Raw genomic sequence first — 16,735 nt, forward strand, 5'->3', positions numbered from 1 at the left:
TTTAAAATAAGAACTGCGATTGTTCTTTCCTACGAAAAATATGGCACAAAGAAAGTTGGAAAAATGACAAACTTGTCGATTTTCCAACTTTCTTCATCTATTCGTGGTTGGCTTGCTGAACTGCATCCATCACGGCATAACGGAAGCCATTTTTTTCTAGAGCTACGACACCGCGAATCGTACTTCCTCCTGGAGAAGTCACTTCATCTTTCAATGCTCCTGGGTGTTTTTTCGTGTCTAAGGCTAAGGTCGCCGTTCCTTTTATCATTTGAGCGACAATTTCATAAGATAAGTCTCTTGGTAACCCTTCTAAGACTGCTGCATCTCCCAATGCTTCCATAAAGATATCAACAAAAGCTGGACTGCAACCAGCCACAGTACCAAAAGTTTCCAGTTGCGCTTCACGAATTTCTTTGACTAACCCTAAAGTAGCAAGAAGTTCCATTACCAGGTCCTTCGTTTGGCCTTCAATTGTTGGTGCCAAGGCTACGCCAATCACGCCTTGATTCACGCTAACTGGTGTATTAGGAATGGCATGAACAACTTTGGCTTCTTTATTGCCAAGAGCCATTTGTGCTTCTTGTATGGTATGACCTGTTGCAACAGAAATCAATAGACTTTCGTTGGAAAAATGAGGGGCTAATTCCTGAAGGACAGGTAACACGACCTTTGCTCCTGTCGCAATAAAAATAACCTTACATTCTTGGAAAAGTGCATAATCTGTGACAAGTTGAAAGCCCCACTCTTTTTGAAGTGCTTCTGCTGTTCCACTTGATCCGCCTTTCACATATAAATGTTCCTTCTTGACTGCCTCAGCTTTCAGTAACCCTTTAATCATGGCACCGCCCATACTGCCAGCACCGATAAAGCCAATTTTCATAGCATTCCCTCCTTAGTTAAATAAAGTGTTTGTGTCAAAAGTCAATTAGCTTTTGACACAAACACTCACATTCGTACTTGTTTCGTACAGCCTGTTTCGTTTATTTTATTTTGTTAATTCATTAACGACTGCTTCAAACGCAGCAATTTTTTCAGAAGCTTCTGAACTACTTGTTGCTTTTGTTGCTAGATAGAATTTAATTTTTGGTTCTGTTCCTGATGGTCGGATAGCAATCCAACTGCCATCTTCTAAATGATATTTCAACACATCAGAAGGAGGCGTTTGTAATTGTTCTGTTTGACCATCTGCAAAAGTGCGTGTTAATTCTTTAAAATCTTCCGTTTGAGCAACTTGAATCCCGGCAAACTCAGTTGGCGCTTGTTCACGACATTTTGCCATTAAAGCTTTGATTTTACCGCTGCCTTCAATTCCGCTCATTGTTACGGAAATAGTTTTTTCTTCAAAGTAACCAAATTCTTCAAAGATATCTTGTAAGCCATCGTATAATGTTTTTCCTTGTTTTTTATAGAAAGCCGCTACTTCTGCTAATAAAACTAACGCTTGAATTGCATCTTTATCACGAACAAAAGGTTTCACTAAGTAACCATAACTTTCTTCAAAACCAAACATAAACGTTTGACTGTGGTCTTCTTCGTATTGTTGAATTTTTTCAGCAATAAATTTGAAACCTGTTAAAACATTAAACATCTTCGTATTATATTTCTCAGCAATCGCTGTAGCAAGTTCACTAGAAACGATTGATTTTAGAACCGCAGCATTTTGAGGCAACGTGCCTGCTTGTTGATGGGCTTCTAAAATATAATGAATCATAATTGAACCTAATTGATTTCCTGTTAATACTTGGTAGTCTCCGTTTGGCATCCGCACAGCAGCACCTAAACGATCAGCATCTGGATCTGTTGCAATCAATAAATCAGCGCCTTCTTTTTCCCCTAAACGAATCGCGTATTCAAAAGCTGAATGTTCTTCAGGGTTTGGTGACTTAACTGTAGTAAAGTCAGGATCAGCAACGGCTTGCTCAGGTACTAAAACAAATTTTTCAAAACCGGCTTGTTTTAATGCCTTTTCTCCTAACATTTTCCCAGTTCCATGTAAGGGAGTGTAAACTAATTTTAATTCTTTACCCATTTCGTTAATTAATTCTTGATTAATCGTAACTGTTTTAATTTCTTTCAAATACGCGTTATCGACTTCTTCACCAACAATGTTAATTAAACCGCTGTGGGCAACTTCTTCATCTGATAAGACATCAATTTTCAAAGGATTTTCGATACTACGAACATATTTAGTTAATGCATCTGCATCAGCTGGCGGCATTTGACCACCGTCTTCACCATAGACTTTGTAGCCATTATAGGCAGCTGGATTGTGAGAAGCCGTAATCATGATTCCCGCAAAAGCTTTAAAGTAGCGGACCGCAAAAGATAATTCTGGTGTTGGTCGTAAGCTTTCAAACACAAAAGAAGGAATATCATGTTTAGCTAATGTTTTAGCTGCTTCCATTGCAAATTCTGGAGACATATGACGTGAATCATAGGCAATAGCTACACCGCGACGTTTTGTTTCAGGATCTTGCGTATCCATAAAACGTGCAAGTCCTTCTGTTGCTTGACGAACCGTAAAGATATTCATCCGATTAATACCGGCGCCTAAAATCCCGCGCATCCCGGCAGTCCCAAATTCTAATGGTGCGTAAAATGCATCTTCACATTTTTCAGGGTCTGTATTTAAGTCCTTTAATTCATTTTTTAAATTTTCTGGAATATTTTCTTCATTTAACCATTGTTGGTAAACTTGTTCCCAAGACATGGAAAACACCTCATTTGTTTTTTTGTTTTTACTTTTTAAGTATAGCATTGGATATTCGTTTAGAAAAGGGAAGTTGTAGCGTTTTCTCTCAGCAAATGATTTTTATAAGAAAAATCTTACTTACTGTTCTATTTTTGTTTGTCTATTTTCAGAAAGCTGTCGTGTAATCCGTACCATTCGCTCACAAAAAAGAGGAATTTCTTCTGGTGAAATTCGGGAACAGTTCAAGCGAATACTTCCACGTTTTTCACTAAAAGCTACACTTGGTGCTACCAAAACACCTTCTCGTAAAAACACTTGCCAATCTTCTGGCTTAAGTGCCCCTTGACGCCAATGTGCCCATAAATAAAAGCCGCCTTTTACTGGCGAAACTTCCCATTCTGGCAACGATTTAAATACTTGATATACAGCTGTTGCTCGTTGTTCCACTTGTTTATTTAATAACGTAATTTTTTCAGAAAAAGAAGGATCTTCAATCGCCATTTTAGCGAGCATCTGCGGAAAAATACTCAACGAAACATCCATCATTTTTCTGGCTTCTGCAATTTGTTTCGTCACGGAGGTAGGCGCACTTAACCAACCAATTTTCGTGGTCGAACCTAAAATTTTTGACAACGAACCGATATACAAGACATTATCTGGATCTAATTTTTTTAAAGGAGGAATTTCTGTTTTCGGGATAAAACTTAGCTGCCCAAAAACATCATCTTCTAAAATAGGAACTTGATACGTTTGACAAACTTTCACGAGCTGTTCTCTTTTTCTTAAAGGCATCACTGTCCCAGTCGGATTTTGAAAGGAAGGATTAACCATAACCATTTTGATGCGATGTTGTCGGATTGTTTGTTCTAGCGCTTCAAGATCAATCCCTTCCTCTGTCATGGGCACACCAAATAAGCGCACACCAGCAGCTTGGAAAATTGGTAAGGCATAGAAGAAAGATGGATCTTCTACGGCAACACTATCTCCTTGTCTCAATAAAACTTGCAAAACTAAAAAAAGTGCTTGTTGCGCACCTGAAGTAAGCAATAAACTTTCACTTGGTAAATGAAGCTGATATTCCGTTGCTGTAATGGCTTGGATTTCTTTTCTTAACGGCAAATAACCTAATTCATCTTGTGCTTCCTCTTTTAAAAATTGTTTCCAATTTAATGCTGGAAAATCGAAACTGGGAATTAAGTCTAACGGCAACTCGCCTGTATACATATCTAAGTCAGTCGGCAAATTTTGTTTAGCACGTAACTCAATCTCTGCCACCAAGGGATGAACTTGTTTGAACACATTTTGTTCTAAATAACGATGCCAATCCGTTCGTGGCGTCATCATTACCCCCCATTTTCCTTCGTTGACAATCGTTCCGCTCCCTCTTTTTCGCACAATCCAGCCTAAGTCCACCAGTTCGTCTAATGCATGAACAACGGTTGAACGATTGACAGACAAGTACTCTGCCAGTTTACGTTCTGAAGGGATTTTTTCGCCTGGTAATAATTCGCCTGTTTGAATCTTTTGAACAATCATTTCCATAATACTGCGATAAATGGGAACATTTTGTTCTTTTTTAAGTTGCCACATAGCAATCACCTCAACAATTGGATGAGTTAAAAGTAATCCAGTTTAATACTTTTGTCAATCAAAAATACAAGAAAAGTGGGACAGCCGTTTTGACGAATGTCCCACTTTTCTGTTTTACTATTAACAGGTTTGTCTCAATGTTTGTGTAAAAATGCTTGGATGGTGTTATAAAAGATTCCTGCGAACATAAAGATTAACCAACTAAACCGCCAATCCCCTAAAACAAAACTAATAAATAGATAGAGTGCAACAACTAAGGGCCAATAAACGGATGCAATAATTGCACCGACAGGATTTCCCACAGGTCCTTCCTCTGTTTTTGTTTGTTGAGGGGCAAAATCAGGATGACCAACATGTTCTGAATAAAAATAAGTTTCATTTAACAATTTATTAAAACTTCCTTTAATTACTCCACCAAATATAAACAAGAAGACGCCAACCGATACTAAAAAGAAGAGCCAACTAATCCCCATCGTTCCATTATAATATTGTCCGCCCATCATTTGATGCATGGAACGGCGCATCATCAGATGAAGGCCACTACTAAAGACAACAACTGGGATTAAACCCAAAATACAAAAAACGACGCCCGCTGCCATACAAAAAATAAATGATCGTTGAAAACTTTGTTCTCTTTGTGCAACTTCTTTTTTTAACTTAATCGGAATCAATCGTTGCCCCAGTTGTTTGTCCATTGCAACAAACCGATTACCAGCAACAATAAATAATGGAACGCCGATTGCCACACCTATGAAAAGACAAACTAAACCAAGACCGTTAGAAAGAACACCACGCATACCAACCAGCAAGCCAACACCCACCATGATTGCAACAACACCAAGACCAATTTGAATAGCACCTTTACGTTGGACAGCTAAATAGTCAAGTCCTTCCTCCACTGAGATTTCTGGCAAACCGTTCATTGAATCGTTTGTTTCATCCACTTGTTTATTTTCTAAATTCAATTCTTCCATTAATTCATCAATAGTACCAAATTCAGAAATAATTGTACCAATTGCTTCATTTTCCGATTTTCCTTGGCTGAGCAAGTCTTCATAACGATCCTCAGCATTTGCTAATAAGTCCGCCTTTAATTGTTTTGTTTCAGATGTTTCAACAACGCCTGAAAATAAGCTATCAATAAATTCTTCTATAATTTTCATTTTCCCATCTCCTTTACAAATGCTTCGACGACGTCTTTTGTTACTTCCCATTCTAGTAACTTTTCCTCTAAATAACGCTCTCCTGCATGGGTTATTTGATAATAGGTCCGCTTTTTGCCATGCGTTACTTCTCCTGGAAATGATTCAATGTAGCCATTTTTCTCTAAACGTGTAAAAGCAGAATAAAGTGTCGTTTCTTTAATCGAATATTGTTCTTTAGAAATTTCACGAATGCGTTTAGAAATCGCATAACCATATGAAGCGCCGGATTGTAAGATTGAGAGAATAAAGGTATCGTTGTATCCTCGAATTGCATCACTACCAATCACATAAATTCCTCCCTCAAGTACTTCAACTATTGTACTACGTCTGTCGTTGTAATTATCTTAACACGATTACTACGATAGGTAAAGTAAAAAAAGCACGTAATGCAGAAATCATTTTAATTTCTGCACTACGTGCTGTCTTCTTTTCAGTCTATAGTTGAATGTTAAATGGTATCACCATTAAAAATAGAATTTTTTACAATCACATAATCAACTTTACGAATCGCTTCTAAATCGCGACCTCCCGCGTATGAAATGGAAGATTGTAAATCTTGTTGCATTTCGACTAAAGTATCTGCCAACTTCCCTTTATGGCGTAACCAGATTTTTTTGCCTTCAACGTTTTTCTTTTCGCCTTTTTGGAATTCAGAGGCGCTACCAAAGTATTCTTTGTAAACAACACCATCTTCCACTTTTGTTTCACCTGGTGATTCTTCATGTCCAGCAAATAATGAACCAATCATGACCATAGTTGCCCCAAAACGCACAGATTTTGCAATGTCTCCATGGGTCCGAATCCCACCATCTGCAATAATTGGTTTCCGAGCTGCTTTGGCACACCAACGTAAAGCCGCTAACTGCCAGCCACCTGTCCCAAAGCCAGTCTTAATCTTAGTAATACAAACTTTTCCTGGTCCAATCCCCACTTTGGTGGCATCGGCTCCAGCGTTTTCTAATTCGCGAACGGCTTCTGGTGTTCCAACATTGCCAGCAATAACGAACGTTTCTGGTAAAAATTTTTTTAAGTGTTGAATCATATTAATCACCGCATTTGAGTGACCATGTGCGATATCAATTGTCACGTAGTCAGGAACTAAACCTTCTCGGGCTAACGTTTCAACAAAAGCGTATTCCCCTTCTTTCACACCCACACTAATTGACGTAATCAAGCCCTTTTGTTGCATTTTTTTAATAAATGGCACTCGCGCCTCTTCATCAAACCGATGCATGATATAAAAATAACCATTTTCAGCAAGGGTTTCCGCAATCGTTTCATCAATAATTGTTTGCATGTTCGCTGGAACGACAGGCATTTTAAACGAATGTTTTCCTAAAGTTACTGTAGTATCACATTCAGAACGACTATTCACGATACATTTATTGGGAATTAATTGGACATCTTCATAATCAAAAACTTTCATACTTACTGCCTCCTAGTTATTTACAAAAATAACGTAAAAACCGAACATTCGGTCATTTAACGTTCGTGTTTACAAACACCATTGTTAATTTACACTATTTACCGCCACTTGTCAAAGGCGTTTTAACGAAAATTAATCTTTTTACCCTTCTTGAACGTTTGGTAAAATGGCCTGCAATAAAATAGCAACAATTGAGGCAGTTGCCACGGGTGAACTAAATAAATATTGTAAAAATTGTGGTAAAGTTTCCAAAAACTCTTTTGGTAACAATGTCAACGCTAACGTCATAATAATCGGAACGGCAATTACATACATCTCTTTTTCATGAATTGTTACATCACTCATAACTTTCATTCCACTTACAGAAATGATGCCACAAACAACCACAAAAACGCCGCCGATAACTGGTGCCGGAATGGCCGAAATCAAGGTGGAAAGTTTTCCAGATAAGCCAAATAAGACAAACCACGCACCTGCAGCCACAAAAACCTTGCGACTAGCAACTCCAGTGATTGAAATAATCCCAGCATTTGTAGAGTAACTAGTTACTGGCGTGCCGCCAATGAATGAAGAAACTAAGCAACCTAAGCCTTCACCAATTACGCCGCGATTAATTTTTTCTTCGGTCAAAGGTTCAGCGACAACATGACTCACAGCAAACCAAGTGCCTGTTGTTTCCGCCATTAAAACCAGATAAATAACTAACATCGTGGCAATAGCTGACCAATCAAATTGGAAAGAAAAGTTAACTAATGGTAACTGAGGCAAACTAAACCAAGCCGCTTCACTAACGGCCGATAAATCAAGTACCCCTAATAATTGTGCCGCGATGCTCCCAAATAATAATGCCAAAATAACAGAAGAAACGCGGAAAATCCGCCCTTTTTTCAAAGCAGAACCTAAGAGTGCAAAGAAAATCAACGTCCCCGCTGCTATAAATGCTAATAAAATATTTTGTCCTAATTCCCCTTTTGCATGGTAAATATTATCCGATAAAGCGACTGGCATTAACGAAAGCCCCACCACAAAAATAATTGTTCCTCCCACAATTGGTGGAACAAATTTAGTGATTAAACGATTAAAGATACCAGTAAATCCTAATATAATAACAACAATTGCCCCCACTAAACTAGCACCTAAAACTGCGCCCCAGCCATTTCCTTGTTGGTTATTGGCAAAATAAATTCCTGCAATTGCCCCGATTGGAATAAATGAAGGGCCTTGCGCAACTGGTAATCTCATACAAAAATGAGATTGAATAATCGTGGCAAGTCCTGCTGCTATGAATGTTGCTTGGATTAAAGAAGACGTTTGTGCTGTGCTAATCCCAATAATTGAAGCAATGATCACAGGTACGACGTACACGTCCATTGCTAAGACATGCTGAATCCCTAACATAGTGGCCTGCCCAAAAGATACTGAATCTTCTGGCCCCACTGTTAAATGAAGATTATTTTGTTTCTTTTCACTCATTTTTTATACTCCTTTAGTTGCTGACATTAAATTTTTATCATGTACTTTTTCACCTTGTACCCAGACTTCTCGAATATTTTCTGGTCGTGCTAAATATAAGATTTTTTGGAAAATATCAAGCAATGATTCCCCTGGATTTTTAGGGATTCGTGCTTGTGACAAGCTTGTATTAATAATTTGAACATCCCAAGCATACCCTTTTTCTAATTTTCCAATTGGTAAACTTAGCGCTTGACCACCACCAGCAGTAGCTAAATAAAACGCTTCATTTACGGTAATCCGTGCCGTTTTAACACCTCGTACTTCTGGTTTTTTTGTAGCATCGACGCCATCTTCTAACATTCTAGAAGAAATAACCGCTTGCTTTAAATTGTCAAAAAGACTTGGTGAAAAACCACCTGAAAGATCACTACCTAAACCAACTTCTACTTGATGTTGATGTACTAATTTTGCAATCGGTGTTACTGCATTACCAAAATAAGCATTAGAGATTGGGCAGTGCGCCACAGCAGTCCCTGTTTCATGGAATAAATTCATATCTACTTCTTCTAAAAAGCCTGCATGTGCCATCACTGCTTTTTCTGTCAATAAACCAAAATCATTCAATGCTTGGGCATCATTTTTTCCAAAACGTTCTTGAACAAATTGATGTTCCCAATCACTCTCACTACAATGACTTTGAACATGGACTTGATATTTCGCTGCTAATTCTCCTAATCCTTTAAGTGCTTCCTCTGTACAACTAGGAATGAAACGCGGAGTTACAACGGGATACACGCCTTGTTTTGTTTGCTGCGCTAATGTTTGAATTTCTTGAATAAACCGTTCCGTTTCTTCTAATGCTTGTTGCGTTGTTTGATCACGATAGTATTCTGGATTCTCATTAAGATCATCCATTACAACTTTACCAATTAAGCCACGCTGCCCTTTTTCCGCACAAATCTCTGCCAAACGACGGCTAGCTTCATAATGAATGGTTGCAAAATAAAGGGCTGTTGTTGTCCCATTAGCTAACAATTGGGTTACCAATTCATCATAGACTTGTTGGGCAAATGTTAAATCTGCAAATTTGGACTCCAAAGGAAACGTGTACGTATTCAGCCATTCATACAATGGAATATCCAAGGCGGTCCCTGATTGTGCCCATTGAGGTGCATGGACATGTAAATCAACAAAGCCGGGTAAAAGATAAGAATCTTGGGGCAATTCTTGAAAACGTTGCGCCTCTTTTTGTTCTGCTAGCACAGTTTCATACGCTTCAGCATCTGGTTCAATTATTTCCTGAATTACTCCGGCCTCATCTATACAAAAAAGTGTCTCTTCATAAACTTTAATCTCTTGCAAATTTTTACTAGAAAAACCTGTTCCTTTTATTACAAAATGAAACATTTAATACTCCTCCTTACTATCACATGAAGATTATACATAAACTTTCGCTTAATAACTATAAAAATGTGATTTTTTTTAAAAAAATACGTGTTAAAACAAGCAAAAACCGAACATTCTAAGAATGATTTATTTTTTCTTTGGATAAACAAGAAAACTTTCTATTCTTAAGATTCTTCGGTATACTTGAAGAGAATCGTTAGAACTTTAGGAGGTCCTGAGATGATACAGATCGAACAAATTAGAACAGGTGTTATTCAAGAAAACTGTTATCTTGTTTATAATGAAGAAGCGTTATTAATTATTGATCCAGGTGCAGAAGGAGCAAAACTAATTCAAGAAATTACCCGTTTAGGGAAGAAACCAGCCGCTATTTTATTAACACATACTCACTATGATCATATTGGTGCGGTAGAAGAATTGCGCCATCATTATCAAATCCCTGTTTATGTTAGTCCATTAGAACAAGCGTGGCTTTCCAATCCTATTTTGAATCTTTCAGGATTAGGCAGACATGATGATATAGCAAATATTATTGTTCAACCCGCCGAACATGAATTTAAACTAACCGATTATGAAATTGGCGGCATGAAATTTTCCGTAGTCCCAACACCTGGTCATTCAATTGGTAGCGTCAGCTTTGTCTTTGATGATTTTGTTGTTGTTGGGGATGCATTGTTTAAAGGTAGTATTGGTCGTACCGATTTACACACTGGTGATATGCAACAATTATTACACAGCATTACGACCTATCTATTCACTTTACCAGAAGAATTTCCTGTTTATCCAGGCCATGGTGATGCCACGACCATTCAACATGAAAAAGCCACAAACCCATTTTTTAATTAGAGATTTATTCACTATTTAAAGAAACTTAGGAGGAGTAGCAATGACTGAAGCAACGACACTTTATATTATTCGTCACGGAAAAACGATGTTTAATACGATTGGCCGAACCCAAGGCTGGTCAGATACCCCCTTAACCAAACAAGGAGAAGAAGGCATTTATCATTTAGGCTTAGGTCTTAGAGACATAGACTTTAAGGAAGCTTATAGTAGTGATAGTGGTCGTGCCATGCAAACCGCTCAGATTATTTTACAAGAACATCAAAACCACCAAAAGATTCCTTACCTAACCGATAAACGGATTCGTGAGTGGTGTTTTGGTTCTTTAGATGGTGGCTATGATGGTGAACTTTGGGGTGTGGTGCCACGCATTTTAGCTTTTAAAAGTTATGAGGACATGATGACCACGAAGATTACCTATCGTGAGCTAGCAAATGCTATTATTGAAGCCGATACGGCTGACTGGGCGGAGCCTTATGAAGTTATCCGTGATCGTGTTTGGTCTGGTTTCGAAGATATCGCTCATCATCGAGAAAAAAATGGTGGCGGCAAAGTCATGGTGGTTTCCCATGGACTAACAATTTCCTTTTTACTTTCCTTAATTGATGCAAGTTTGCCTATGCAGATGGCGCTGGAGAATGGTAGCGTGACGACCTTAACTTACGAAAAAGGAACATTTACCATTCAAGGAATTAATGATATTTCTTATATTGAAAAGGGAAAAAAGATCGCTGAAAAGCGCCGTTTATTGTAAAAAAAGAGAAGGGTATCTGTCAAAATGACAGATACCCTTCTCTTTTTATTTATTCTTTTAAACGTTCTACATTTTTTCTTGAGATTTGAATTTTTTCTAAGGTTTCCTTATAGTTTTTTGCTGCATAAGCAAAAAATAAAACATCGACTACATACAATTGTGCCACCAAGGAAACAGTAGCCGCACTTCTCAATGGCACGTCTTCCCCACTAGAGGTTTGGAGGACGATATCACTTTTTTCACCAATCACTGATTTTTCATCTTGTGTGATACTAATAATAGGAATCCCTTGCTGCTTCGCTAAATCAGCTAAAGTACTTGCTTCTTTATTCGTTCCAGAATTAGAAATAACAATAAAAACACTAGGCTTTTCTGTTGAGCCTAACATAGAAGCAAATAAATGATGATCCAATGTTGTAAATACCGTTCGGCCTAATCGCGTAAACTTTTGATAAATATCTTGAGCAACCAACGAAGAGGCACCTAATCCATAGACAAAAATTACTTCTGTTTTTTCCAACAAATCAACGGCTTCATTCACTGCGACATCCTCTAATGTCTGACCGCTTCGCTCAACCACATGAACAAAGCGCGCCTGTAACTTTTGTTTAATATCAGCTGTTGATTCCCCTTTAGTAACTTCAGTGTACATTTGCTGCTTCATTTGACCAAGATTTGCAGATAATAAAAGTTTCAACTCTGTGAAGCCATTCACATCCATAGAATGACAAAAGCGAATAATTGCCGCTGGACTTGATCCTGCTTGTTTCGCTAGCTCTTGCGCATTCATTGAAATAACTGTTTCTGTATTTTTTAAAATATATTCTGCGATTTTTCGTTCTGATTTTGGTAATTGTTGTAGACGATCTTGGATAGATAAGACAATATTTTGTTGCATAAACACCCCTCCTGATACACCATTTCCTACGCAATTAAATTTTAACAAAGAAAAAGGGAGAAGCCAAGTTCTCCTTTTTTCTATTTATTATTTAGTTGTTTGCATATCTTTAGGAATCCCAAAGAATAACGTTGCTACAAAACCACCTGCGTAAGCAGCCAATAAACCTAATACATATGCAAGCCATTGGTTGTTGGCAATTAATGGAATTAAAGCCACCCCACTTGGTCCAATAGCAATCGCACCAACATTACCGAAGGCCCCAATCACCGCACCACCAATACCACCGCCGATACAAGCAGTAATGAATGGACGTCCTAATGGTAAAGTAACTCCGTAGATTAATGGTTCACCAATACCTAAAATCCCAACTGGCAAGGCACCTTTAATCATTTCAACTAATTTTTTATCTGATTTACAACGAATCCATAATGCTAAAGCTGCACCGACTTGTCCCGCACCAGCCATGGCCAAGATTGGTAATAACAAAGTCATCCCTGTTTGATTAATCATTTCAATGTGGATTGGCGTCAAAATTTGATGTAAACCAAACATTACCATTGGCAAGAAGGTTAAACCAAGAGTAAAGCCAGCAACCATGCCACCTTTTTCTAAGACAACATTGATAATACCAACTAAGCCATTAGAAATAGCTCCGGCTACAGGCATGATTAAGAAAATAGTTGCTAAGCCAATCACTAAAAGTGAAATGGTTGGCGTTACAATAATATCAATTGATTCTGGGACAATTTTATGCAATTGTTTTTCTAACAATGATAATAACCATACGGCAAAAATAACACCGATAATTCCGCCTTGTCCTGCAGATAATGTTCCCCCAGTGAAAATATTACTGATTGGTGCATCTGGATTCATTCCTGTCAACATTGTGACTGCCCCAATAACACCACCCAACGCTGGCGTTGCACCAAAAACACTGGCACTGTTAATCCCAGTGTAAAGAGCTAAATAAGCAAAAATCCCATTTTTAATGATATTTAAGACATCAATATATTGTTGCCATGAAGCTGAAATATCACCAGCAACAACTAAGTTAGACATAACAGCTGCAATCCCGCCAATAATACCAGCCCCAACAAAGGCAGGAATCATCGGAACAAAGATACTAGAAATGGCTTTTAACACTTTTTTAAATGGTGAAGTGTTATTTTGTTTCGCTTTTTGTTGTGCTTTCATTTGAGCGGCTTTTTCTTCTACTAAATCTTTTCCAGATTTGCCTGCTGAAGCATCAGTTGTGGTGCCATGATTAAATGGTTCTCCCAATTTGACACCTGCTTGATCTACCATTTCTTGTGCAACCTTGTTAACAGTCCCTGGACCAACAACTACTTGTAACGTATCATCTTCTACGACGCCCATAACGCCATCAATTTTTTTCAATCCTTCAATATCTACTTTGTCATAATCGCGGATATCCATACGAACACGAGTCATACAATGAATGACTTTGTCCACGTTTTCTTGACCACCAACTTCTTTATAAATCCCATCAGCAATGCGTTTAATTCTTTCTTCTGCCATGTTAAAACACCCTCCTAATTCCTTAATTTAATGTATTCTTGATAAATTGATTCCCGTCAATTAATTTTTGTGTTGCTTCTTCTTTAGTACTATCAGTTAAAATCATTACAATTGCTAACTTCACATTTTCTTCTGCTTCTACAAATTTTAGTTCGGCAACTTCATAACTACAACCCGTTGCTTCCATAATAATCCGTTTGGAACGCTCCACTAATTTTTCATTGGTTGGTTTTACATCAACCATTAAGTTATTGTAGACTTTCCCAATACCAATCATGGAAATAGTTGATAACATATTTAAAATTAATTTTTGAGCTGTCCCAGATTTCAAGCGAGTCGAACCTGTTAAAAATTCAGGTCCTGCATCTACTTCAATCGGCATTTGCGCATATTTACTAATTTCGGCATCTTTATTACATGCCACAGTTGCGGTAGCTGCTCCCACCGTTGTAGCATATTCTAAACCGCCAATTACATAAGGCGTCCGACCACTGGCTGCAATCCCGACAACAATGTCATTTGCTGATAGTTTTAGATCAACTAAATCTTGACGACCTAGTTCTTTTGAATCTTCAGCACCTTCTACTGCGACAGTCATTGCTTTTTGACCACCAGCGATGAGGCCTTGAACCATCTCTGGCTCGACGCCAAAAGTTGGTACACATTCGGCTGCATCTAAGACACCTAACCGACCACTCGTACCAGCGCCCATGTAGATCAAGCGGCCGCCTTGATTGAAGCTTTTGATGATGGCTTCTACCACTGGTTCAATGGCTGCTAATTCTTGACCCACTGCCATTGCAACTTTTTGGTCTTCTTGATTCATTTTTTGTAAAGCTTCTTTGACACTCATCTCATCTAAGCCCATTGTATTTTCATTTCTACGTTCAGTTGTTAAGTTTTCTAAATTCATTTTCTATCGTTCCTTCCGTGACTAGCGTAAATTGATTGCCTGCCTTGATTAACGGCAATATCGTTTGATCTTTTTCAATAATTCGTGTAATCGTATTGACTTTTTCATCTTTCGGCAAGTCCACAAGTGTGACTTGAATTTCTCCCATATAGCGACCATATTTTTCATTATCAATCGTTACGGTTCCCACTGGACGTGCTTCAGTCTGCTCTGACTCAATCGTTGCAATTTCATCTTTTCTGAACATTTCACTCGTTCTTGATAATTCACTTCGCAAAACATCTCTTGCAGCATCTAAACGATTGGTATGAGTCCCAAGTATTCGCTTCAAATAGTGGCTCTTGCTAGGTGCTACTTCTAACAGAAATTGATTGGTTTGGTGATAATAACCAAATTGAGCCATGGTTCGCTCACTAATTGTAGGATCACCAATATAAACAGCATCGACATAAGGATCAGCCATCAAACCAACGGCAGCGGCGAAAGGATTTTGCCCCCGATGTTTTTCTAATGTTGGTAAACCAGCAAAAATTGGGCCTCTTGTTTGCCCATCTCCTGGCACAAAAGTAAAAACTTGTAAGCCTAATTCTTTAAGCCAGCGGTTCTTTTCATTAAAAAATGTTGTTCCAATGCCGGTTTCAGGTCTTGGATAATAATTATGCCAAGCTTCTAAGCGAGAAAAGTCCGCTTGGTGAGCCTTTAACTCAGCCACTTCTTCCAGTGTAATGGTACTAGCATTCAATCCTATATCAATCTTATGTGAAGCATGAGCCATTTGTTCTATCGTAATGCCGTAGTCCATCCGGAGGCCAGTTACACCCAACTCGATTAAAGGCTCTAATTCATCGAAAGAAAAACCCGCTCTTTTTAACGCTTCACCTGAAATATCTACCATAATTTTCATTTTTTCTGCCTTAGCAATTGCCCCTAAATCAGTCAAGCGTTGGCGGTAAAGGGAAGTATCATCTTCTGGAATGTGTAAAGAAGTGAAAATACCATCAAATCCAAGCGCTTTCATCTTTTTGATATAAATAATTGTATCGTTTGTAATCTCTTCACCAAGAAAAACTGAAATACCATACATCTTTTTAGCTCCTCTCTAATACGCTTTCATTATAACTTGTTTGAAATAAAATTTCAACTATTTTTCTAAATATTTTTTAATTCCAAAATAAAATTTTATTTATGTTCAAAAAAAACGAGCGTGGAACAAAAATCACTTTGGATTTTTGCTCCACGCTCAAAAACTGATAAACGGCGGGAACAGAACCAACTCCTTCGGAAATAAGCCGAAATTCTCCAAAAATCAAAGATCAATTTTCGGAAATTTCTTCTTATTTCTCGGAGCTAAACGGTTCTGTCCCGACCTCGTCTAATGCATTAATTGGCTGTGGCAGAGCCAACTGGTGTACCAGCTGTAACCACGCCAGTTTTCTCTAACGAAAATTGTGCTACTTTATCCATGTTGGTAATAATGACAACCATTTCAGTTCCTTTACCAGCTGCTTTAATTGCTTCTAAATCAGCAATTGCGACCACCGTATCTGCAGTCACTTGGTCGCCTTCTTTCACTTTAATAGTGAACGGTGCCCCGTTTAACTCCACCGTATCGATACCCATGTGTAATAAAATTTCAAGACCGTTTGTCATTTTTAAACCAATGGCATGTTTTGTTTGGAAAACGCTTAAAACTTCTCCTTCAATAGGTGCATAAATTTCACCATTTTCTGGAACTACTGCATAGCCATCTCCCATCATTTTTTGTGAAAAAACAGGATCATTCACTTCACTGATTGGGATAATGGTTCCATTGGCAACGGCATACATTGTATTATTTTCGACAACTTCATTCTTTTTCTTCAAAAATCCAAACATTTCTCTTCCCCCATTTTTTAAAGTATCACTAGTATAGAAAAAAGTTTCATGAATTACAAGTGGCACCTTTGTATAATTCTAAAATTTATTTTAAAATAAGAATTTGCATTGGCATTTACTTTGTCAGCGGGTATA

Annotated in this window: 15 protein-coding genes; 2 read left to right on the forward strand and 13 right to left on the reverse strand. The window is 38.0% G+C overall.

Annotation, left to right across the window (positions count from 1 at the left end; all coding sequences use genetic code 11):
* Positions 1-97: 97 nt before the first annotated feature.
* The 8 genes from proC to guaD form a co-directional block, all read right to left on the reverse strand.
* Entirely contained in the window at positions 98-880 is a 783-nt protein-coding gene (proC, locus tag IGL37_RS09610; protein WP_002362189.1) for a pyrroline-5-carboxylate reductase, read from the reverse strand.
* A 105-nt stretch (positions 881-985) separates the two neighbouring features.
* Positions 986-2,710 carry a phospho-sugar mutase gene (locus tag IGL37_RS09615; RefSeq protein WP_002356727.1) on the reverse strand — a complete coding sequence of 575 codons (1,725 nt, stop codon included), beginning with the start codon at positions 2,708-2,710 and terminating at the stop codon, positions 986-988.
* Positions 2,711-2,830: 120 nt separating this feature from the next.
* Entirely contained in the window at positions 2,831-4,282 is a 1,452-nt protein-coding gene (locus IGL37_RS09620) for a PLP-dependent aminotransferase family protein (RefSeq protein WP_033917866.1), read from the reverse strand.
* Positions 4,283-4,416: 134 nt separating this feature from the next.
* Positions 4,417-5,445 (reverse strand): permease prefix domain 1-containing protein, encoded by a 1,029-nt coding sequence (locus IGL37_RS09625; protein WP_002356724.1) that lies wholly within the window; start codon positions 5,443-5,445, stop codon positions 4,417-4,419.
* Positions 5,442-5,774, reverse strand: coding sequence for a PadR family transcriptional regulator (locus tag IGL37_RS09630; RefSeq protein ID WP_002356722.1), 333 nt, complete (start codon positions 5,772-5,774; stop codon positions 5,442-5,444). Before IGL37_RS09630 ends, IGL37_RS09625 begins: the two co-directional genes overlap by 4 nt.
* A 161-nt stretch (positions 5,775-5,935) precedes the next feature.
* Positions 5,936-6,913: a GMP reductase gene (guaC, locus tag IGL37_RS09635; protein ID WP_002362677.1), complete on the reverse strand. Its 978-nt coding sequence runs from the start codon at positions 6,911-6,913 to the stop codon at positions 5,936-5,938.
* A gap of 141 nt (positions 6,914-7,054) precedes the next feature.
* Complete coding sequence (locus IGL37_RS09640; RefSeq protein WP_002359736.1) at positions 7,055-8,386, reverse strand: nucleobase:cation symporter-2 family protein; 1,332 nt, start codon at positions 8,384-8,386, stop codon at positions 7,055-7,057.
* A 3-nt stretch (positions 8,387-8,389) separates the two neighbouring features.
* Positions 8,390-9,775, reverse strand: coding sequence for a guanine deaminase (guaD, locus tag IGL37_RS09645; RefSeq protein ID WP_002397143.1), 1,386 nt, complete (start codon positions 9,773-9,775; stop codon positions 8,390-8,392).
* 219 nt (positions 9,776-9,994) lie between these two features.
* Here guaD and IGL37_RS09650 point away from each other — a divergent pair, with 219 nt between their 5' ends.
* Positions 9,995-10,621 (forward strand): MBL fold metallo-hydrolase, encoded by a 627-nt coding sequence (locus IGL37_RS09650; protein ID WP_002356716.1) that lies wholly within the window; start codon positions 9,995-9,997, stop codon positions 10,619-10,621.
* Between the two features lie 40 nt (positions 10,622-10,661).
* A complete protein-coding gene (locus IGL37_RS09655) occupies positions 10,662-11,372 on the forward strand; it encodes a histidine phosphatase family protein (RefSeq protein WP_002359733.1) in 711 nt (236 codons plus the stop codon).
* A 49-nt stretch (positions 11,373-11,421) separates the two neighbouring features.
* On the opposite strand, the gene IGL37_RS09660 is transcribed toward IGL37_RS09655, so the two are convergent.
* The 5 genes from IGL37_RS09660 to IGL37_RS09680 form a co-directional block, all read right to left on the reverse strand.
* The gene (locus IGL37_RS09660) at positions 11,422-12,270 is read right to left on the reverse strand and encodes a MurR/RpiR family transcriptional regulator (protein ID WP_002382748.1); all 849 of its coding nucleotides are present in this window, start codon (positions 12,268-12,270) and stop codon (positions 11,422-11,424) included.
* Positions 12,271-12,357: 87 nt separating this feature from the next.
* Positions 12,358-13,812: a PTS transporter subunit EIIC gene (locus IGL37_RS09665; RefSeq protein ID WP_002362674.1), complete on the reverse strand. Its 1,455-nt coding sequence runs from the start codon at positions 13,810-13,812 to the stop codon at positions 12,358-12,360.
* A gap of 22 nt (positions 13,813-13,834) precedes the next feature.
* Positions 13,835-14,725 carry an N-acetylmuramic acid 6-phosphate etherase gene (gene murQ / locus IGL37_RS09670; RefSeq protein WP_002362196.1) on the reverse strand — a complete coding sequence of 297 codons (891 nt, stop codon included), beginning with the start codon at positions 14,723-14,725 and terminating at the stop codon, positions 13,835-13,837.
* Positions 14,700-15,809 (reverse strand): DUF871 domain-containing protein, encoded by a 1,110-nt coding sequence (locus IGL37_RS09675; RefSeq protein WP_033917865.1) that lies wholly within the window; start codon positions 15,807-15,809, stop codon positions 14,700-14,702. The genes murQ and IGL37_RS09675 overlap by 26 nt, the downstream gene beginning before the upstream one ends.
* A 296-nt stretch (positions 15,810-16,105) precedes the next feature.
* A complete protein-coding gene (locus IGL37_RS09680) occupies positions 16,106-16,666 on the reverse strand; it encodes a PTS sugar transporter subunit IIA (RefSeq protein ID WP_002385759.1) in 561 nt (186 codons plus the stop codon).
* Positions 16,667-16,735 lie beyond the last annotated feature (69 nt).

It is taken from the genome of Enterococcus sp. AZ119 (genome assembly GCF_050546175.1).
In the GTDB taxonomy this organism is placed as follows: Bacteria; Bacillota; Bacilli; order Lactobacillales; family Enterococcaceae; genus Enterococcus; species Enterococcus faecalis.